Here is a 19,751-nt window from a genome sequence, read left to right on the forward strand (position 1 = left end):
TCGTGGCAGCCTCGCCGCCGGCAGCGTTGCGGAATCTGGGGTCGAGGCAGCATTCGTCCTGCCACGACCCCAGATTCCGCAACGGGACGAGAAGAACGCCCAGTTGAGTCCAAACCGCAGCTGCCACAACCCCCAACGCGACAACGCCACGGACGCGGGAACTGCCACGACCCCCGGCCCTCTCTCTGGGTCCCTGCCGCGACGGACGCGGCAGATACGAGAACAGCTCAGAGCCTATATGCTCTGAGCTGCGAAAGTTTGGTGGGCGTTACAAGATTTGAACTTGTGACCTCTTCCGTGTCAGGGAAGCGCTCTCCCCCTGAGCTAAACGCCCTTGTGTTGTTCCGCTGCGTTGGGGACCGCAGCGCGAGGGATATATTAGCAAGGAACGCGGCCGGAGCGCAACCCCCATTTTTGACTTTTTTGCGCCCGGGCCGAATGTTCTTCTCGCGCCCCGCCCGGACGGCCGCACGAGATGCGAAGAAGCCTACTGCTTCGCGGCGGGTCTGCGCTTGATCTTGACGGTGATCTCGGAGCCCGCGCCCGCGGGAGCGGGCTTCTTGGCGTCGGCCTTCTCGGCGGCGCGGCGGCGCGCGGCGGCCGCCTTGCCCGCGGCGATGCGCGCCTCGATGTCCGAGGCGCCCGCGCCGGAGGGCCCGCCGGAGACGACGGCCTTCTTGGCGCCCGGCCGCACGGTGACGCCGCCGCGCGCCGCGCGCCCGCCGCCCGCGCCCGGCTTGCCGCCCATAAACCCGCGGAAGCGCTTCCAGACGCGCGTCCAGCGCCGGTTGATGGACTCGCCGCTCGTGGAGCGCATGCCCATGCACGGCGCGGCGATAAGGACCGGAAGCAGGTACTCCACCGCACGCCAGATGACGAAGCCGGCCGTGGTGTGCACCCCGTACATCCCCTGGAAGAGGATGGCAAAGCCCACCTCGGCGCCGCCCGCGCCGCCCGGCAGCGGCACCGCGTTGATGAGGAGCTCGAGCATGGACCCCGAGGCCAGGCAGATCATGAAGTCCGCCGGCTCGCCGAAGGAGCGCAGCACGAACCACGGCAGCGCGTACATGCAGCCGAGCTGCAACAGCGTCACGAGCATCGTGAGCAGCATCTCGCGCACGTTTCTGGCCGAGCGCTTGAAGGCGGCCGAGAACTTGACCACCTGGGTGTTCACGACCTCGTAGTACTCCGCGTACTTCTCGTCCTTGAGCCAGCCGCGGCGGTTGGCAAAGCGCAGCGCCCAGTTGCCGATGGCCACCACCGGACGGGGGAACAGGCACAGGAAGAGCATGGCGCCCACCTGCACCACCTTGAAGCCAAAGAGAAAGACGCCGATGAGGGTGACGTCGCCGAAGGTCTCGTAGAAGTAGGTGCCGCAGAACAGGAGCATGATGGCGGCAAAGACGCCCTCGCCCGCCTCGTAGAGCACGGTGCGCGTGAAGTTGAGGGCGCTCGCCTCGCCCACGGAGAGGCCGGCGCGCGTGAGGCGGTAGATCTGCGCCGGCGGGGCGCCCGCGCTGTTGGGCGTGAGGCGCATGAAGAAGACGCCCGAGGCCTCGACGCTCATGAGGTCGCGGATGCCCACGGGGTTGTCCGGGTCGGCGATGATGGAGAGGACGTAGGCGAGCACGCCGAAGACGTAGTAGAACATGAAGCAGACCACGCCCGCCACGACCCAGGCGAGGTCCACGCCCGCAAGCGACGTCACGAACTCGTCGACCTGCCCGCTGAGGACGAGGTAGGCCGCATAGGCCACGGCAACGAGGCCCAGGAAGACGACCGTCTTTCTGACCTGCCCCAGGGACTGCTTGTCCGCCTCGCGGTCCTCGGCGGCCACGGTGCGGACGGCCGAGACCTTCATGGCGACCCGCTTGGCGGCGCCCTTCGCCGCCCTGGGGGCGGGGGCCTGCGCCGATGCCGCCGGGGGCTCCGCCGCAGGGGCGGACCCGCGCGCGGTCTCGGCTCTGTTCTGATCTTCTGCCACTCGGAAGCTCCCCCTGGGCCGGCGGACGGTTCGTCAGTCTAGTGTAGCGCGGCGGCGAGAGGCGCGTCCGCTCGCCGGCAGCCGGGCGGCAGACAACAGAGAACGGCTACGCGCGCCGTCGGCCTACTCCCCCTCGCGCCAGCCCTTGGCCACGTCCACCCAGCCGCGCGCGCCCGAGAAGCGCTCGAGCTCGTCCAGCGTGAGCTCGATCGCGGAGTTGGAGCTGCCCGCCGCGGGCCACACGGTCTCGAAGCGCCGGAGCGACTCGTCGAGAAACACGTCCACCCCCGGCCCCACGCCGAAGGGGCACACGCCACCCACCTCGTGGCCGACGAGCTCGGCCGCCTGGTCGGGCGTGAGCATCTTGGCCTTGGTGTGGAACGTGGCCTTGAAGGCGGGGTTGTTGACGCGGGCGTCCCCGGCGAAGAGGATGAGTGTGGGGGTCTCCCCCACCATGAAGCTGAGCGTCTTGGCGATGCGCGCGGGCTCCGTGTCCGCCGCCGCCGCGGCGAGCTCCACGGTGGCGCTCGACGTCTCGAACTCCTGGATGCGCCCCTCGGCGCCGAACTGCGCGAGGTGCGCGCGGGCCCGCTCTATCGACATGGCTCCCCCTCTGGGACAGGGGACGGAGCGGTGACAAAGCCTCCGTCCCTATGTCACGATGCCGCCGCCGAGGCAGCGGAGACCATCGTAGAGCACCGCGGACTGGCCGGGGGCCACGCGGCGGACCGGTTCTTCGAAGCGCAACACGGAGCCCGCGAGCTCCGCCTCGCGCAGCTCGCCCGTGTGGCGCGTGCGCACCAGGTAGCGCCCCGCCGCGGGCGGCTCGCCGGAGATCCAGCGGACGTCGTCGAGCTCGACCTCGCGGCAGAAGAGCGCGGGGCTCATCCGGTCCGCCGTCACGTACACCACGTTCTTCTCGACGTCCGTGGAGACCACGTAGCGGGCCGGGCCGCCGCCGAGGTCGAGCCCGCGCCGCTGCCCCACGGTGAAGAGGAACGCCCCGTCGTGGCGGCCGAGCACGCGCCCGGTCTCCCACTCCACCACGTCCCCGGCGCGCCGCTCGAGCGCGTCGAGGAGAAACGTCCGGATGCCCACCGGCCCCACGAAGCAGATGCCGTCGGAGTCCGGCTTGTTCTCCACCCCCAGGCCCCGCTCGGCGCACATGCGGCGCACCGTGGCCTTGTCGCGGACCTCCCCCACCGGCAGGAGCGCGCGGGAGAGCGCCCCCTCGCCCACGCGCCACAGAAAGTACGTCTGGTCCTTGTGCTCGTCGAGCGCCCGCAGCAGGCACACGCGGCCGCCCTCGCCGCGCTCCACGCGGCCGTAGTGGCCCGTCGCCACGAAGTCCGCCCCCTCGGCGAGGGCGCGCTCGAGGAAGGTCCCGAACTTGATCGTCTGGTTGCACATTACGTCGGGGTTGGGCGTGCGGCCGTGCGCGTAGGCGTCCACGAGGTAGTCCACGACGGTGGCCTTGTACTCGGCCTCGCAGTCCCAGACCTCGAGGTCGATCCCCAGCGTCACCGCCACGCGCTCCGCGTCGGCGAGCTCGCTCGCCCACGGGCACCTGAAGCCGGGCAGGTCGCGCGACCAGTTGCGCATGTAGACGGCCGTGACGTCATAGCCGGCCTCCACGAGCAGCGCCGCGGCGAGCGCCGAGTCCACGCCGCCGGAGAGGCCGCAGAAGACGCGCGCGCCGCGGGCGGGCCCCAGGGGAGCGCCCCCCATCAGCGCCACCCCGCCACGAGCTCGGCCGCTCGGGCGGCCTGGGAGGCGTCGTCGAGCCCGAGGCGGGCCATCTCGGAGCGCACCGCGCGCTCGATGGCGAGCACGGCGTAGTCGACCTCGGCCTCGGTGGTGGGGCGCCCCAGCGTGAGGCGCAGGCTCCCCTCGGCGAGCGGCCGCGGCATCCCCACGGCCTCGAGCACGTGCGAGACGCGCATGCGGCTCGCGGCGCAGGCCGAGCCCGTGCCCACCGAGACGCCCTCGCGCTCGAGGGCGATCACGAGGCGGCGCGCCTCGATCCCCGCGAAGGCCACGTGCAGAAGGCCCGGCAGGCGCCTCTTGGGGTTGCGCGGCCCGGAGACCACCGTCCACGGCAGGCGCTCGAGCAGGCCCGCGCGCAGCCGCTCGCGCAGCCCCGCGAGCCGGCGCGCCTCGCCCGCCCGGCGCTCGGAGGCGAGCTCCAGGGCGCGCGCGAGGCCCACGACGCCGGCGACGTTCTCCGTGCCGGAGCGCACGCCGCCCTCCTGCCCGCCGCCGTAGACGAGCGGGCGCAGCCGGACGTCGTCAGAGGCCCAGAGGGCGCCCACCTGCTTGGGGCCGTAGATCTTGGCCGCGGAGAGCGTGAGCAGGTCGACGCCGAGCGAGCTCACGTTGACGGAGAGGGCGCCGGCCGCCTGCGAGGCGTCCGTATGCAGGTAGATGGGCGTGCGCTCGCCCGCCTCGAGGCGCCGCGCGCGCTCGGCGGCCACGGCGCGGGAGATCTCGCGCACGGGCTGCACGCAGCCGAGCTCCCCGTTGGCGAGCTCCACCGAGACGAGCTCGGTCTCCGGGCGGATCGCCCGGGCCACGGCGGAGGGGTCCACGAGGCCGTCGCGCCCCACGCGCACGGTACGCCGGGCGTGGGTCCCGGCGCAGGCGAGCACGCTCTCGTGCTCGATGGCGTCCACGACCACGTGCCCCTCGACCGCCGCGAAGGCGAGGTTGTTGGCCTCCGTCGCGCCGGCCGTGAAGACGAGGTTGCCCGGGCGCGCCCCGATGAGGCGCGCCACGGCGCCGCGGGCGCGCTCGACGTCGTCGCGCACCCCGCGCGCGAGCTCGTAGGGCGCGGACGGGTTGTAGAAGCGCCCCGTGAGGTAGGGCGTCATCGCCTCGAGCACCTCGGGGTCGAGCGGCGTCGCCGCCGCGTAGTCGAGATAGGCGCCGCCCGCAAGGGCGCCCTCGGTGGGTCCCGGCGTCATCGCGCGCCCCCCTCGTCCTGCGTCATGGTGTTGCCGTCCTCGTCAAGCACGAGGTTGCCGTCCTCGTCCACGAGGTCGCGCTCCCCGCCGATCTTGAGGTTCTGGAAGCGCGCCGAGATGAACTCGTCCGAGTAGTTCGTGTCCACCCACTGCTCGAAGGCGTTGGCGGGCGGCACGCCGGCGTCGCGCTCCGTCTTGCGGTCGAAGCACACGAGCGTCATCGCGATGTCCGCCACGAGGTAGACCGCCACGAGCGCGACGAACACCACCTGGCGCCGGGCGACGGGCATGCCGATCTGGTAGAGCAGGCGCGGCATGACGGCGCGCGACCACACGAGCCCGAGCAGCCCCCACATGGCGACGAAGCGCCACGCCACCCACTGCGTGATGTGGTCGGGCAGGTGGAGGTAGGTCCAGGACTCCGCGTCGAAGAGCTCGGACATGGCCCAGCCCGTCAGCTGCTCGAGCACCCCTCCCACGAGGGCGGAGACGAGAAACACCTGCCAGGCCCGCGCGCCGCGGCGGCGCATCTGGAAGCAGAGCACGGTCAGAAGGACCGCACCCACCCCGTAGAGCGGCGAGAAGGGCCCCCACACGAGCCCCACGCGGCTCTCCGTGAGGCCGGCCGTGAGGAGCATGAAGACCTCCTCGATGAGAAGCCCCGCCATGCTGCCCACGAAGAAGACGAAGATCACCTGGTACCAGCCGAGCTGGAGATGGTCGAGGTACTCCTCCACCGCGGCGCCGGAGGCGCGCCAGCGCGCGAAGACGCGGCCGAGCCCATGCTGGCGCGAGGCCCGGGCGAGCTCGCGCTCGAGCGCGTCCTCGGACTCCTCGAGGGCCTCCTCGGCGAGCTCGACCTCCTCGTCTCCGAGCCTGCGCCCGCGTGAGAGCCACTCCCAGAAGTAGACCACCGTGCGCACGAAGCCCTGTGCGACGGCAAACAGGAAGATGAGAAGCGCGATGGTGAAGAGCATGCAAGGGTCCCCTCAGGCTCAGGCGTCCGAGTGAACAGGATAGCAAAAGGGCCGGTCACATGACCGGCCCTCTCAGATTCATGGAGCGGGCTACGGGGTTCGAACCCGCGACCTCCACCTTGGCAAGGTGGCGCGCTACCAACTGCGCTAAGCCCGCGACGCAAGGAGTAATGATACGGCTTCGTCCAGAGGATTGCAAGGACAATCTTGAGAAGTTTTTCGGCCCCCCGTTCTTCTCGCCGCGGTGGCGAGAAGAACGGGAACTCGCGCACGAAAAAGGGCACCCCGAGGGGTGCCCGTCACGTCCTGGAGGCGAAGCCCGGATTCGAACCGGGGGTCAGGGCTTTGCAGGCCCGTGCCTTACCACTTGGCCACTTCGCCGTATGAAAAAGGCCGATCAAGACCGGCCTTCTGAGCTCGCATGGAGCGGGCTACGGGGTTCGAACCCGCGACCTCCACCTTGGCAAGGTGGCGCGCTACCAACTGCGCTAAGCCCGCAAGCGCAGGGATTACTATACGGTCCCCGGCCCATCGGCGCAAGGGGTCAGATTGAGAACCGTGGAGAAACTGTGAATGCGGACGTCAGGATGCCCGCGGGGCGTCAGCCCGCGAGCGGGGCGGCGCCGTCGGGCGCGGGCGCGTCGAGCAGCTTGACGAGGCGCACGACGGTCCCCTCCCCCGTCCGCTTGCGCATGATGCTCACCGAGTCGGCGAGCATCCGCATGAGCCTGATACCGCGCCCGCGCTCGTCCTCGGGGCCCGCCTCGGGCGGCTCGTCGCCCTCCGCGAGCTCGAACCCGCAGCCGCAGTCGCTCACCTCCACGCACACGCGGTCCGGGTAGGCGGCGACCGTAGCGAGCACCCCGTCGGCGCAGGTGTGGTCGACGGCGTTGCCGAGCGCCTCGCCACAGGCGAGCCCCATGTCGAAGAGGGCGTCGCCCGAGAGCGGGAGGCGCGAGAGGAGCTCGCCCAGCCGCTCGCGCGCCGAGGAGAGCTCATCTGCGCCCACGCGGAAGGTCGTGCGCCACCGCGGCAGGACCGAGGGGTCGAGCGCCGAGACCTCGCGGCGGGCGCCCGCGCGCGAGACGGGCATGTACTCCACGATGCGCATGAGGCTGAGCGCGCGGTAGAGCTGCGGCGAGACGTTGGAGAGCGAGAGCAGGCCGCCGAGGCGCCGGATGCGCCGCAGCTCGCCCAGGATGAAGCCCATCCCCGCCGAGTCGACGTAGCTCACGTCCCCCATGTTCATGAAGATGCGCCGCGTGCCCTCCGCGACGAGGGCGTCGAGCCGGCGGCGCGCGGCCGGGACCGACCTCACGTCGAGATCGCCCTCCACGTTGAAGATGGCTATGTCAACCGGAACGCCCATGACGGGATTATTCCCCGCCAAGGCGCGTCCTAACGCCCCGCCGGCGAGCGCGCGGGCGCGCGGCGGGCGCGTCACGCCCCGCCGGCGCGCCCGTCGAAGCGCAGGGCCAGCATGGCGACGTCGTCCTCCAGGTTCTGCCCCGTGAACCCCTCGAGGTCGGCCAGAAGCCGGCCCACGAAGCCCTCGAAGGGCTTGTCGGCGGCCGACTCGCGCATGACCGCCTCGCGCAGGCCGTCCTCCCCGAAAAAGGCGCCCTGCGGGTCGCGCGCCTCCGTCGTGCCGTCGGTGTAGAGCAAAATGACGTCCCCCGGGACGAGGCTCACGAGCCCGTCCTGGTAGTTGATGTCGTGAAAGGCCCCCACCACGCCCGACTGCACGTCGAGGATCGATATCTCGTCCGCCCCGGCGTGCACGAGCACGGCGGGCGGGTGGCCGGCCGAGCAGTACCTGATCGTCGCGGCGTCGAGGTCCACGATGCCCACGAAGAGCGTGGCGAAGGTCTCGAGGCGCGAGAAGCCGAGAAGGAACTCGTTCAGCGAGCGCACCATCCGGGCGGGCGCCAGGCCCTCCCACGCGTAGGCGCCGAGCGCCGTCTTGACCGCCGCCGAGACCGAGGCCGCCTCGACCCCCTTGCCCGAGACGTCGCCCATGATGACGCAGGCGCGATGCCCCGGCAGGCGGATGAGGTCGTAGAAGTCCCCTCCCACCGACGCGGCCTTGGTCGCGGAGGAGTAGACGGCCTGCGAGGTGAGCCCCTCGACCGACTGCAGCTCGTTTCTCATGCCGGTCTGGAGCGCCTGCGAGATGCGCTTGTCCTGCTCGCGCGCCTCCTCGCCCCGGGCGATGTCGCGCGCGTCGGAGGCGAGCCCCACGAGGAACTCGAGCTCGGTCTCGTCGAGGGGCTCGGCCCCGTCCGGGCGGAGCACGAGCAGGCACCGCCGCGCGCCCGAGAGGTCGCCCAGGTCGACGAGGGCGCCGACGCACGGCTCGCCCAGGTCGCGCAGCAGCGAGCAGAGCGCGGAGTCGGGGGGCACCGGGGCCACGGCCACGTCCCCCACGCGATGCGGCCCGACGAGGGCGTCGAGGTCCACGGGCAGCTCGCGCGCGCCCGTGAGCGGCAGCTCCGCCATGACGACGTGCTGCCGGTCGTTCTCGCGCACCGTGACGACGGCGGCGTCGAGCTCGTCCCCCGCCTCGACGAAGACGTCGCGGATGCGCCCGAGCGCGCCCTCGCCCGAGCCCTCCGAGGCCGAGGTGAGCAGCTCCTCGCGCAGCTCCGTCGCGAGGGAGGCGAGCCGGTCCGCCCGGCGCGCCCGCAGCGTGGCGAAGGCGCCGGCGAGCTGGATGGAGAGGTAGCGCGCGACCGAGTCCAGCAGGCGCGCGTCATCCTTGAGCAGCGGGTGCAGGCGCCGCCAGCCCACCTCGATGATCGAGATGACCCGCCCGCCGAACCACACGGGGACCACGATGAAGCTCGTGAACGGGGGCACGGTGTCCACCCGCATCCGCACCACCTCGCCCGTCTCCTCGTTCAGCACGTCACGCCTCGTGAGCCTGCCCTGGCGCAGCGAGGCGTTGGTGGGCGCGCACACCCGCAGGCGCACCGCCCGCCCCTCGCGGATGGCGAGCCGCTCCACGCTGCGCCCGAAGGGCATGAACCGCGCGAGCCGCTCGCCGAGAAGCCCGCTCGAGATCCCGCGCAGGTGGAAGCCGTCCGCCTCGGAGAGGTACACGAGCGTGCCGTCCGCCTCCATGGTGTCGGTCAGCTCCTCGAGCGTGCGCTCGAAGAGGGTGGCGATGTCGGCGGAGTCTATCGTGTCGAGCACGATGTTGAGCGTGCCCGAAAGGCGGTGGTTGGCCCGCCTAAGGTCCGCCATCGCCCGCGCGCCCTCGCGCTCCGCCAGGGCGTCGGCGTTGACGGGCAGGGCGACGAGCAGGTAGGTCTCCCCCGGCGCGCGCACGGCGTCGCAGCGCACGCGCACGGCGTGCGCCCGCCCGTCCGCGGACCTGAGCGTGGCAAGCCCCACCGACCCGTCGACGGGGATGCCGAGCGCGCGGACGTCGAAGGGGGCCTCGGCGCCCCCCTCGCACTCGACCAGCGCCCGCACGTCAACGCCCACGAGGCCCTCGCCGAAGCCGAGGAGCTCCGCCGCCTCGTCGTTGGCGAGGAGGACCCGGCCGGAGCCGTCAAAGACGAGCACGGCCTCGCAGGTGAGCTGGAGGAGCTTGGAGAGGGCGCCGACGAGGCTGCCCTCGCCGATCCCCCCGACGCGCGTGGTGCTGAGCTCACCCTTGGGCATGTGACCCCCTCCGTCGCGATTCCTGGCACTAGCGTAGCACGCCGCCGCGACGCGAATCCGCATACGAAAACGGGCCCCTCTCGGGGCCCGTGCACCTTCGTGGTGTCGGAGGCGGGACTTGAACCCGCACGACCTTTTAGTCAGTCACTAGCACCTCAAGCTAGCGCGTCTGCCAATTCCGCCACTCCGACTTGTCACTGCGCGTTTGGTTCTGCTTTCGCGCAAGGGATAGTATGCACGAGTCCGGCTGGGGATGCAAGCCCCAATCTGAGATTTTTTTCGAGCGCGGGGCGAGCGGGCCAAAACCCCTGAGGCCGCACCTGCGGAGGGCACTCGCAAGTGCGGCCTCAGGAGCGTGCCGGCGGACGCGCTCGCAGGTTCTTCTCGCCCATGCGGCCGCACTCAACGCCTATCTGCCGCGAGTGCGCCCGCACTTGCGGCACGCACTCGCGAGTGCGGCCCCAGACGTCGTCGCACAAAAAAGGCCGGCGAGCCCCAGGGCGTCGCCGGCCAAAAGACCGCTCCTTAGGATGAGGGCAGCCCTAGCCGAGCGTGCCCGTGGGGAACGTGAGGGCCATCACGAGGATGCTCACGATGAAGACGGTCGCGGTGATGACCGTCAGGCGGTTGAGGTTCTTCTCGAGGACGCCCGAGCCGGTCCCGGAGTTGTAGAGCGAGGAGGCGATCATATCAGAGACGCCCGTGCCCTTGCCCGAGTGCATGAGGACGAGGATGACGGTGAGGGCTCCGGAGAGGAAGAGCAGGACGGTCAGGATGATGTTGAGCGGGTTCACTGAGGCTCCTTCAGGACAGATGCATAACAACTGGTCATGGTAACACAAAGGGGCCCGGATCTTGTCCGGGCCCCAGACTCCACATCTGTCGAGAAGAACGTGGCGCTAGGCCATCGCGCTCTTGACCATGGCCGCGAAGCTGTCGGCCTTGAGGGAGGCGCCGCCGACGAGCGCGCCGTCGACGTCCTCCTTCTCCAGGAAGCCGGCGATGTTCTCGGGCTTGGCGGAGCCGCCGTAGAGGACGCGGATGCCCTGGGCGACCTCCTCGCCGAAGATCTCGGTGAGGGTCGCGCGGATGGCGCCGCAGACCTCCTGGGCGTCATCGGCCGTGGCGGTCTTGCCGGTGCCGATGGCCCAGATGGGCTCGTAGGCGATCACGTACTTGGAGGGGTCGGTGATCTCGAGGCCCTCGGTGTCCTTCTTGATCTGGTCGACGACGAACTCGACGTGCTTGCCGGCCTCGCGGACCTCGAGGGACTCGCCGCAGCAGGAGATGGGCACGATGCCGTGAGCCATGAGGGCGCGGGCCTTCTTGTTCACGTCCTCGTCCGTCTCGCCAAAGTAGTCGCGACGCTCGGAGTGGCCGATGATGCAGTAGGTCGCGCCCACGGCCTCGAGCATGTTGGGAGCGGTCTCGCCGGTGTAGGCACCGGACTCCTCCCAGTAGACGTTCTGGGCGCCGAGCGCAAACGGGGCGGACGCCTGCTCGATGACCTCGGAGACGCCCTTGAGGTCGACGGCGGGCGGGCAGACGACGACGTCGACGTCGCCGGTGCCGTCGGCAAGCTCGTCGGCAAGGCCCTGGGCGAGGACGACGCCCTCGCTGTAGGTCTTGTTCATCTTCCAGTTGCCAGCGATCATCCTCTTACGCATCGAGAAGCGCCTCCACTCCGGGAAGGGCCTTGCCCTCGACGAGCTCCATGGAAGCGCCACCGCCGGTGGAGATCCAGCTCATCTTGTCGGCCAGGCCGAACTTGTTGATGGCCGCGACGGAGTCGCCGCCGCCGATGATCGAGGTGCAGTCGGAGTCGGCCACGGCGCGGGCGACGGCCTCGGTGCCGGCGGCGAACTGGTCCATCTCGAAGACGCCCATCGGGCCGTTCCAGAACACCGTCTTGGCGGCCTTGATGGCGTCGGCGTAGAGCTCGCGCGTCTTGGGGCCGATGTCCATGCCCATGCGGTCGTCGGGGATCTTGTCGGAGTCGACGATCTCGCCCTCGGCGTCCTCGCCAAAGTGGTCGGCGACGACGTTGTCGATCGGGAGCAGGATCTTGACGCCCTTCTCCTCGGCCTTCTTGAGCATCTCGCCAGCGCGCTCGACCCAGTCCTCCTCCTTGAGGGATGTGCCCACGGTGTAGCCCTTGGCCAGGAAGAAGGTGTAGGCCATGCCGCCACCGATGATGAGGGTGTCAGCGGAGTCGATCAGGTGATCGAGGACGCCGATCTTGGAGGACACCTTGGAGCCGCCGACGATGGCGACGAAGGGGCGCTCGGGCTCGGCGAAGATCGACGTCAGGGTGTCGACCTCCTTCTCGAGCAGGAAGCCGGCGTAGGCGGGAAGATACGCGGCGGGGCCGACCACGGAGCCCTGGGCGCGGTGCGCGGTACCGAAGGCGTCGAGCACGAAGACGTCGCCGTAGGAGGCGAGCGTCTTGGCGATCTCGGGGTCGTTCTTCTTCTCGCGCTTGTCGAAGCGGACGTTCTCGAGGACGAGGATCTCGCCGTCCTGGAGCGCGTCCACGGCGGCCTTGGCCTTCTCGCCGTAGGTGTCGTCGACGAACTTCACGTCATAGCCGGTAAGCTCGGCGAGCTTGTCGGCGGCGGGCTTCAGGGAGAACTGGGGCTCGGGGCCGTCGCCCTTGGGGCGGCCGAGGTGGCTCATGAGGATGATCTTGGCGCCCTTGTCCTTGAGGTACTCGATCGTGGGGATGGCGGCGCGGACGCGGGTGTCGTCCGTGACGACGCCGTCCTTCAGGGGGACGTTGAAGTCCACGCGCATGAGGACGCGCTTGCCCGCGACGTCGGCGTCGCGGACGGTCTTCTTGGTGAAGGCCATGCTCACTCCTTTGTCTGGTTCCTACGAGAAAGGGGCGCGGCCGCGGCCCCGTGAGCTGCGACCGCACCCCCTGCGAAAAGCCGATGCGAGCGTGGGCTACGCGACGAACTTCTCGAAGTACTTGATGGTGCGGACCATCTGGGAGGTGTAGGAGTTCTCGTTGTCGTACCAAGAGGTGACCTGAACGAGGCTCTGGCCGTTGCCGAGGTCCTGGACCATGGTCTGGGTGGCGTCGAAGATCGAGCCGTGGGTCTCGCCGATGATGTCGGAGGAGACGATGTCGTCCTCGTTGTAGGCGAAGGTCTCGGGGATGGTCTCGGCATAGGCCTTCATAGCGGCGTTGACCTCGTCCTTGGTGACGACCTTGTCAACCACGCAGTAGAGGTTGGTGATGGAGCCGGTGGGCGTGGGAACGCGCTGGGCGGCGCCGATCAGCTTGCCGTTGAGCTCCGGGAGGACCAGGCCGATGGCCTTGGCGGCACCCGTGGAGTTGGGGACGATGTTCTGCGCGCAGGCGCGGCTGCGACGCTTGTTGCCCTTGCGCTGCGGGCCGTCGAGCGGCATCTGGTCGCCGGTGTAGGCGTGGATGGTGGTCATGATGCCGGAGACGATCGGCGCGAAGTCGTTCAGGCCCTTGGCCATCGGGGCGAGGCAGTTGGTGGTGCAGGAGGCCGCGGAGATGATGTTGTCATCGGCGGTCAGCTGCTCGTGGTTGACGTTGTAGACGATCGTGGGGAGGTCGTTGCCCGCGGGAGCGGAGATGACGACCTTCTTGGCGCCGGCGTCGATGTGGGCCTGGGCCTTGGCCTTGGAGGTGTAGAAGCCGGTGCACTCGAGGACGACGTCAACGCCGAGCTCGCCCCAGGGGAGCTTGGAGGCGTCGGCCTCCTTGTAGATGGTGATCTTCTTGCCGTCGACGGTGATGGAGTCCTCGCCGGCCTCGACCTTGTGGTCGCGAGCGTAGTTGCCCTGCGTGGTGTCATACTTCAGAAGGTACGCGAGCATGTCGGGGGAGGTGAGGTCGTTGATGGCGACGATCTCGGAGCCCTCGTGACCGAACATCTGACGGAAAGCCAGACGGCCGATGCGACCAAAGCCGTTGATTGCAACCTTAACTGCCATGCTTTCTCCTTTCACGGGGCCGCCGGGGCTTCTCCTCGGCGGACCAAAGCACCAACATGGGCTGACGCCCCTGCCATCCGATAGTGTACCCCACACGCGACGATGCGTTTCGCTAAAACTGGGCCTCGGGGGAATTTAAGCCGCGGGCGCTCAGATTTCGTCGGCCGACGTGGGATGGTTCCCAGCTCTCCTTTGGGGACGGGCTATTTCGGCCTCCTCGACGATCTGCTGGAGCCTGAGGACGCGGTGGTACATCGCGGACTTGGAGGCCGGCGGGTCGAGCTCGGCGCCGAGCGCGGCGAGCGAGAGCTCCGGGTGCTCCCGGCGCGCGCGGCAGAAGGCGCGCAGCGCCGGCGGCAGCGCCTGGAGCCCCACGGCCCTCTCGGCGCGCTCGATGAGGGCGAGCTGCTCGGCGGCGGCCCCCGTCGAGCGGGCCTGGTTGGCCATCTCGGCGTTGACGCGCCGGTTGACGTCGTTCTTGACGGACTTCTGCGCGCGGGCGAGCTCCACCACGCGCGCCATCCGCCGCGCCCCCATGACGCGCAGGAGCGCGATCACGTCGTCGAAGCTCTTGAGGTAGAGCGCGAAGGCGCCGCGCCGGCGGTTCAGGCGCGCCGAGACCCCGAAGGACCCCACGAGCGCCACGAGCCCGCGGGCGAAGTCCTCCCCCGTCACGGCTATCTCCAGGTGGAAGTCGCCGCGCGGGTCGGCGATGAAGCCGCCCGCCATGAAGGCCCCGCGCACGAAGGCCGCCCGCGCCTCGCGCGTGCGCAGCAGCGCCGCCGGCACGCCCGTCGCAAGGCCGCGGCCCGGCACGAGGATCCCGAGCTCCACGAGGTCGTCGGCGAGCTCGTCCTGCTCGGGCATCTCGATGAGGTAGTTCCGCGTCTTGTGCAGGACCGAGCGGCGCACCGTGAGCGGCGTCTCCAGGTCGAAGAGCTTGTGCGTGAGCTTGATGATCGTGCGCGCGACGGCGCCCGTCTCCGTGGCGATGCGGATGGAGTAGCGCCCCGCGCCGCGGAAGGACAGCGTCCCGCACACGCGGATGAGGGCCGAGAGCTGCGCGAGCTCGGCGGCGGGCGCGCCCTCCACGCGGGAGAGCTCGTCCTTTACCCGGGCGGTGAACGACATCCTAGCCCGTCCTCACGTTGGCGAGCGCCAGGTCGCGGTGCGAGAGCGTCACGTGGTAGCCGCCGTGCTCGAGGTAGGCCGCCGTGGCGCCGGCTATGGCGACGCTGCGGTGCTGCCCGCCCGTACAGCCCACGGCGATGGAGAGGTGGCTCTTGCCCTCGGCCACGTAGCCGGGCATCGCCACGTCGAGCAGGCGGTACCACGCCTCGAGGAAGCGCTCGGTGGTGGGGTTGCCGAGCACGAAGTCCCTGACGAGCCGGTCGTTGCCCGTGAGGGTGCGCATCTCCGGGTCGTAGAAGGGGTTCGGCAGGAAGCGCACGTCGATCATGAGGTCGGCCTCGACGGGCATGCCGTGCTTGAAGCCAAAGGAGAAGACCGAGACCTCCATGAGCTGCTGGTCGGTGAGCTCGGAGAAGGCGCGGCGCAGGCGGGCGCGGAGCTCCTTGGTGGACGTGCGGCTCGTGTCGATCACGAGGTCGGCCGCCTCGCGCACGGCGGCGAGCTGCGTGCGCTCGCGCGCGATCGCGCTCGCCACGGTCTCGCCGGGGCCGGCGAGCGGGTGGCGGCGGCGGTTCTCGTCGTAGCGGCGCATGAGGACGTCGTCGTCGGTGTCGAGGAAGACGACCTTGCAGGAGATCTCGTGGTCGCGCAGCTGCGTGAGCGAGTCGCTGATCTCGTCGAAGAGGCCCTGGCTGCGCAGGTCGCAGGTGACGGCGAGGTGGCGGCCCACGCCCGAGTTGATGCCCACGAGCTCCGCGAGCTGCAAAAGCAGGCGCGGGGGCAGGTTGTCGATGCAGAAGTAGCCCATGTCCTCGAAGACGTGCAGGGCCTGCGTGCGGCCCGAGCCGCTCATCCCCGTGATCACCACGACGTCGGGCACGCGGTCGCGCCCCTCGGCCGCGCGCATCTGCTGGCCGCTCGCACCCATGGCACTCCCCTCCTCGAGGTCCTTCTCGCCGTCCCTCTCGCCAGTATACGGCAGCGGGCTCGGACCGCCGCGCGGCACGCCCGGGCAGGACGAGGCGAGAAGAACGTGCGACCGGGCATGCCCCCGTGCACGGAATCGCGGCCCGGAAGCGGGAAACTGTGCGCGGGGGCATGCTCGAAGGGCCGCGCCCCGGGGCCATCCCCCGGGGCGCGGCGGCGCCGCTTCGGCGGCGCTACTTCTCGAGGCCGGACTCCTCGGGCGGGAGCGGCTTCTTCCAGAGCGACAGGATGAGGCAGGCCACGACGGCGCCCACGAGCGCCGCGACGAGCCACATGAGGCCGTTGCCGATGACCGGGGTCACCCAGGCGCCCCCGTGCGGCGCCGGCGACGTGCAGCTGAAGAGCGCCGAGAGGCCGCCCGCCACGGCGGAGCCGATGATGCAGGAGGGCAGCACGTGGCCGGGGTCGGCGGCGGCAAACGGGATCGCGCCCTCGGTGATGAAGGAGAGCCCCATGATGTAGTTCACGATGCCGGCGCTGCGGTCGGTCTTGGTCCAGCGGTTCTTGAAGATCGTGGTGGAAAGGGCGATCGCCAGCGGCGGGACCATGCCGCCCACCATGACGGAGGCCATCATGATCTGGCCGGTGGTGCCAAGGCCGCTCGCCGGGTCGAGCGCCGCGGTGCCGAAGACGTAGGCCGCCTTGTTGAAGGGGCCGCCCATGTCGACGGACATCATGCCGCCGAGCACGAGGCCGAGAAGGACGATGTTGCTCGTGCCGAGGCCGCGCAGGAAGCCGTTGAGGCCGGTGTTGATGAGCGCGAAGAGCGGGTTCAGGGCGAGCATGACCACGCCGATGGCGAGCACGCCGAGGATGGGGTAGATGAGCATGGGCTTGATGCCCTCGAGCGAGGCCGGCAGGTGGTCGCAGAGCCGCTCGATGCCGAGGGTCATGTAGCCGGCCGCGAAGCCCGCGAAGAGCGCCGCGATGAAGCCGCCGGAGACGAGGCTCGTGGCGTCGAGCGTGGAGAGGTAGGCGAAGTCGTAGCCCACCTTGGCGAAGATGCCGCCCACGAATCCGGGGGCGAGGCCGGGCCTGTCGGCGATGGACATGGAGATGTAGCCGGCGAGGATGGGCAACATGAAGCCGAAGGCCTCGTTGCCGATGGTCTTGAAGAGCGCCGCGGCCGGGATGGAGGAGCCGTAGGCGGCGGTGCCGAGGCCGGGCTGGTCGATGAGAAACGCGATGGCGGTGAGGATGCCGCCGCCGATGACGAACGGCAGCATGTGGGAGACGCCGTTCATGAGGTCCTTGTAGACCTTGTGCCCGATGCCCTCGCCCGAGGCGCCCGCGGCGGCGTCCGCGGCGGCGCCGGCGTGGTGGTAGACCGGCGCCTTGCCGTCCATGACGATGCCGAGAAGGACCTCGGGCTCGTTGATGCCGCGGGTGACCGGGCAGCTGTAGACGGGCATGCCGTCGAAGCGGACGAGGTCGATGTTCTTGTCGGCCGCGATGATGACGCCCTTGGCGCCCTCGATGTCCCTCTTGGTGATGACGTTCTTAGCGCCGCCGGAGCCCTGGGTCTCCACCTTGATCTTGATGCCGAGCTCGGCGGCCTTCTTCTCGAGGGCCTCGGCCGCCATGTAGGTGTGCGCGATGCCCGTGGGGCAGGCCGTGATGGCGAGCACGTCGTAGCCCGCGGCGTCGCGCGCGGCGGCGCCGGCGGCCTTGGCCTCCTCCTCGGCGTGGTGCCGGTCCTCCTCGGTGTCCACGAGGGAGCGGAACTCCTCCGGGGTCTTGGCGGCGCGCAGGGCCGCGCAGAAGTCGGCGTCCAGGAGCAGCGTGGAGAGGCGGCTCAGCACCTCGAGGTGCGTGTTGGCCTCGCCCTCGGGCGCCGCGATGAGGAAGAGCAGCGTCGCCGGCTCGCCGTCGAGCGACTGGTAGTCCACGCCCGCGGGCACGGTCATGGCCGCGAGGCCGGGCGCCGAGACGGCGGCCGTCTTGGCGTGCGGGATGGCGATGCCGTCCCCGAGGCCCGTGGAGAACTGCGCCTCGCGCGCTCCCGCACCGCGGCGGCATAGCCCGCCTTGTCGGCGACGTTGCCGCCCTTCGCCATGAGGTCGACGAGCTCGTCGATGGCCTCGTCCTTGGATGCCGGCGCACCCCCGATCCCGATTGACTCGGGCTTGAGCAGGTCAGTGATTCTCATGTCCCGTCCTTTCTTCACGTGCTTCCATCACTTTTTTCCGTTGTTCCAAGGCGGCCGCGGGCCGCCCGATGGGCGAGGCGTCGCGCCCGCGCGCGTTCTCGGGCCACCTGGCCACGAGGCCTGCGCCAGGCGAGAAGAACGCGGCGCGTCGCTGGAAGCCCCCGGGCCCGGCGAGAAGGACCTCGCCGCGAGTTCTGCAGCCGCGCGCCCTCCGCGCGGCGAAGCTGTCTGAGCGCCGAGGTCCTTCTCGCCGGGCCCGGGGGCGGACGATCACGACGCCGCGAGCAGCGCCTCGACCTCCGGCCTCGTGGCCAGGTGGTCCGAGAACGCGCTGGCAGATCCCGTGGCGAGCGCCATCCGGAAGGCGGCCTCGTAGCTGCCGGTCTCCTTGAGGCCCGCGAGGAAGCCCGCCACGGACGAGTCGCCCGCGCCCACGGAGTTGACCACGGTGCCCTTGGCGGCCGGGCTCTGGAAGACCTCGCCCGTCTCGGCCACGAGCACGCCGCCCTCCCCCGCCATCGAGACGAGCACGTTGACGGCGCCCATCTCCTGGAGCCTGCGCGCGTACGGCACGACCTCGTCGCGCGTGGCGAGCGTCACGCCGAAGATGTCCCCGAGCTCGTGGTTGTTGGGCTTCACGAGGAAGGGGCGGTACGGCAGGACGCGCGTGAGCAGGTCGCGCTCGGCGTCCACGACGACGCGGACGCCGCGGCCGTCGAGGCGCGCCATGATGCGCTCGTACATGTCGTGCGGCAGCGCGGCGGGAACGGAGCCCGAGATGACGAGCGTGTCCCCCTCGCCGAGGGCGTCGATCCTGGAGAAGAGCGCCTCGACGTCCCCCTCGGCGATGACGGGCCCCTGCCCGTTGAGCTCGGTCTCCTCGGCGCTCTTGATCTTGGCGTTGATGCGCGTCATGCCCTCCGCGACGCGGATGAAGTCGGTCTCGACGCCCGCCTCGGCGCAGAGGCGGCAGAGCTCGTCGCCCGTGAAGCCGGCCACGAAGCCGAGGGCGCGGCTCGCGTGCCCGAGGTTGCCGAGCACGATGGAGACGTTCACGCCCTTGCCCCCGGGCAGGATCTTCTCATAGGTGGTTCGGTTGATGACGCCCAGGCGCATGTCGTCCACGCGGACGATGTAGTCGAGCGACGGGTTGAACGTGACGGTGCAGATCATCGGGCTACCTCCACTACGTTTTCGAAGCTCCGGTACTTCTCGGGGACATCCCCGCAGGTGACGATCGTGGCAGAGTCGAAGGCGCCAAACCCCACGAGGCTCGTGTTGTCGAACTTCGTGGCGTCCGCGAGCACGTAGCGGCGCGCCGTGCGCTCCATCGTGAGCTGCTTGACCAGCGCCTCATTGCTCTCCGGCGAGGTGAATCCATGCTCGGGGGTGATGCCATTCACGCCCCAGAAGCCGATCGTGAAGTGGTAGCGCGCGAGCGTCGCCAGGGCGTCCGGCCCCACGAGCGCCTCCGTGGCGCTCTTGAGCTCGCCGCCGAGCACCGTGACGTGGAAGCCGCGGGCCGCGAGCTTCATGGCGTGGGAGACCGAGTCCGTGACGTAGCGCGCGGAGCGCTCCGCGAGGTGCCCGATGAGCTCCTCGACGGTGGAGCCGGCATCCAGGTAGACGAGGTCGTCCGGGCCCACGAGCGCGGCCGCGTGGGCGCAGATGGCGCGCTTCTCCTCGGCGTGCAGGCCGTGGCGCTCCTCGAGCGTGAGGTCGCGCGTGAGGTGAGCGGACTCGCGCGTGGTGGCGCCGCCGTGCACCTTGACCAGGTGGTGGGCCTGGTCGAGCTTGTCGAGGTCGCGGCGGATGGTGGACTCGGAGATGTCCAGGGCCGAGGCCAGCTCGGCCACGGTGACGGTCCCCCGCCGGCGGACCATCTCGACGATGCGCGCGTGGCGCTCTTCAGCCAGCAT

General features: G+C 70.2%; 17 protein-coding genes and 5 tRNA genes. All 22 read right to left on the minus strand.

The genetic code is table 11. From position 1 onward, the window contains the following. Nucleotides 1–259 precede the first annotated feature (259 nt). Nucleotides 260–334, minus strand: a tRNA-Val gene (locus tag H6A23_RS09600). A gap of 153 nt (nucleotides 335–487) precedes the next feature. Beyond that, complete coding sequence (locus H6A23_RS09605; RefSeq protein ID WP_353653055.1) at nucleotides 488–1,984, minus strand: lysylphosphatidylglycerol synthase transmembrane domain-containing protein; 1,497 nt, start codon at nucleotides 1,982–1,984, stop codon at nucleotides 488–490. Between the two features lie 123 nt (nucleotides 1,985–2,107). After that, nucleotides 2,108–2,587, minus strand: coding sequence for a YbaK/EbsC family protein (locus tag H6A23_RS09610; RefSeq protein WP_204831966.1), 480 nt, complete (start codon nucleotides 2,585–2,587; stop codon nucleotides 2,108–2,110). Between the two features lie 48 nt (nucleotides 2,588–2,635). Further along, nucleotides 2,636–3,712: a tRNA 2-thiouridine(34) synthase MnmA gene (gene mnmA / locus H6A23_RS09615; protein ID WP_204831967.1), complete on the minus strand. Its 1,077-nt coding sequence runs from the start codon at nucleotides 3,710–3,712 to the stop codon at nucleotides 2,636–2,638. Continuing rightward, the gene (locus H6A23_RS09620; protein WP_204831968.1) at nucleotides 3,712–4,947 is read right to left on the minus strand and encodes a cysteine desulfurase family protein; all 1,236 of its coding nucleotides are present in this window, start codon (nucleotides 4,945–4,947) and stop codon (nucleotides 3,712–3,714) included. The genes mnmA and H6A23_RS09620 overlap by 1 nt, the downstream gene beginning before the upstream one ends. Then, entirely contained in the window at nucleotides 4,944–5,924 is a 981-nt protein-coding gene (locus tag H6A23_RS09625; protein WP_204831969.1) for a putative ABC transporter permease, read from the minus strand. The genes H6A23_RS09620 and H6A23_RS09625 overlap by 4 nt, the downstream gene beginning before the upstream one ends. Nucleotides 5,925–6,005: 81 nt before the next feature. Next, nucleotides 6,006–6,081 (minus strand) — tRNA-Gly (locus H6A23_RS09630). 150 nt (nucleotides 6,082–6,231) lie between these two features. Continuing rightward, nucleotides 6,232–6,305, minus strand: a tRNA-Cys gene (locus tag H6A23_RS09635). 41 nt (nucleotides 6,306–6,346) lie between these two features. Further along, a tRNA-Gly gene (locus H6A23_RS09640) sits at nucleotides 6,347–6,422 on the minus strand. Nucleotides 6,423–6,525: 103 nt separating this feature from the next. Next, nucleotides 6,526–7,293, minus strand: a complete 768-nt coding sequence (locus H6A23_RS09645) for an anti-sigma factor antagonist (RefSeq protein WP_204831970.1) — start codon at nucleotides 7,291–7,293, stop codon at nucleotides 6,526–6,528. 71 nt (nucleotides 7,294–7,364) lie between these two features. Next, nucleotides 7,365–9,593, minus strand: coding sequence for a GAF domain-containing SpoIIE family protein phosphatase (locus H6A23_RS09650; RefSeq protein ID WP_204831971.1), 2,229 nt, complete (start codon nucleotides 9,591–9,593; stop codon nucleotides 7,365–7,367). 100 nt (nucleotides 9,594–9,693) lie between these two features. Further along, nucleotides 9,694–9,784 (minus strand) — tRNA-Leu (locus H6A23_RS09655). Between the two features lie 351 nt (nucleotides 9,785–10,135). Beyond that, nucleotides 10,136–10,387 carry a preprotein translocase subunit SecG gene (secG, locus tag H6A23_RS09660; protein ID WP_075279900.1) on the minus strand — a complete coding sequence of 84 codons (252 nt, stop codon included), beginning with the start codon at nucleotides 10,385–10,387 and terminating at the stop codon, nucleotides 10,136–10,138. Nucleotides 10,388–10,492: 105 nt separating this feature from the next. After that, nucleotides 10,493–11,260, minus strand: a complete 768-nt coding sequence (gene tpiA / locus H6A23_RS09665; protein WP_204831972.1) for a triose-phosphate isomerase — start codon at nucleotides 11,258–11,260, stop codon at nucleotides 10,493–10,495. Continuing rightward, nucleotides 11,253–12,443: a phosphoglycerate kinase gene (locus tag H6A23_RS09670; protein ID WP_204831973.1), complete on the minus strand. Its 1,191-nt coding sequence runs from the start codon at nucleotides 12,441–12,443 to the stop codon at nucleotides 11,253–11,255. Before H6A23_RS09670 ends, tpiA begins: the two co-directional genes overlap by 8 nt. Nucleotides 12,444–12,539: 96 nt before the next feature. Further along, on the minus strand, nucleotides 12,540–13,565 hold the full coding sequence (gap, locus tag H6A23_RS09675; protein ID WP_075279897.1) for a type I glyceraldehyde-3-phosphate dehydrogenase: 1,026 nt from the start codon (nucleotides 13,563–13,565) through the stop codon (nucleotides 12,540–12,542). Between the two features lie 150 nt (nucleotides 13,566–13,715). Beyond that, nucleotides 13,716–14,696 (minus strand): DNA-binding protein WhiA, encoded by a 981-nt coding sequence (gene whiA / locus H6A23_RS09680; protein ID WP_204831974.1) that lies wholly within the window; start codon nucleotides 14,694–14,696, stop codon nucleotides 13,716–13,718. Between the two features lies 1 nt (nucleotide 14,697). Then, nucleotides 14,698–15,624, minus strand: a complete 927-nt coding sequence (rapZ, locus tag H6A23_RS09685; RefSeq protein WP_204831975.1) for an RNase adapter RapZ — start codon at nucleotides 15,622–15,624, stop codon at nucleotides 14,698–14,700. 232 nt (nucleotides 15,625–15,856) lie between these two features. Continuing rightward, complete coding sequence (locus H6A23_RS09690) at nucleotides 15,857–17,644, minus strand: PTS fructose transporter subunit IIABC (RefSeq protein ID WP_353653056.1); 1,788 nt, start codon at nucleotides 17,642–17,644, stop codon at nucleotides 15,857–15,859. Then, entirely contained in the window at nucleotides 17,587–17,832 is a 246-nt protein-coding gene (locus H6A23_RS11580) for a hypothetical protein (protein WP_286165939.1), read from the minus strand. Before H6A23_RS11580 ends, H6A23_RS09690 begins: the two co-directional genes overlap by 58 nt. Nucleotides 17,833–18,102: 270 nt before the next feature. Further along, the gene (gene pfkB, locus H6A23_RS09695) at nucleotides 18,103–19,005 is read right to left on the minus strand and encodes a 1-phosphofructokinase (protein WP_204831976.1); all 903 of its coding nucleotides are present in this window, start codon (nucleotides 19,003–19,005) and stop codon (nucleotides 18,103–18,105) included. Continuing rightward, a complete protein-coding gene (locus H6A23_RS09700) occupies nucleotides 19,002–19,751 on the minus strand; it encodes a DeoR/GlpR family DNA-binding transcription regulator (protein ID WP_204831977.1) in 750 nt (249 codons plus the stop codon). Before H6A23_RS09700 ends, pfkB begins: the two co-directional genes overlap by 4 nt.

Origin of the sequence: Olsenella uli (genome assembly GCF_016900775.1) — a bacterium.
In the GTDB taxonomy this organism is placed as follows: domain Bacteria; phylum Actinomycetota; class Coriobacteriia; order Coriobacteriales; family Atopobiaceae; genus Thermophilibacter; species Thermophilibacter uli_A.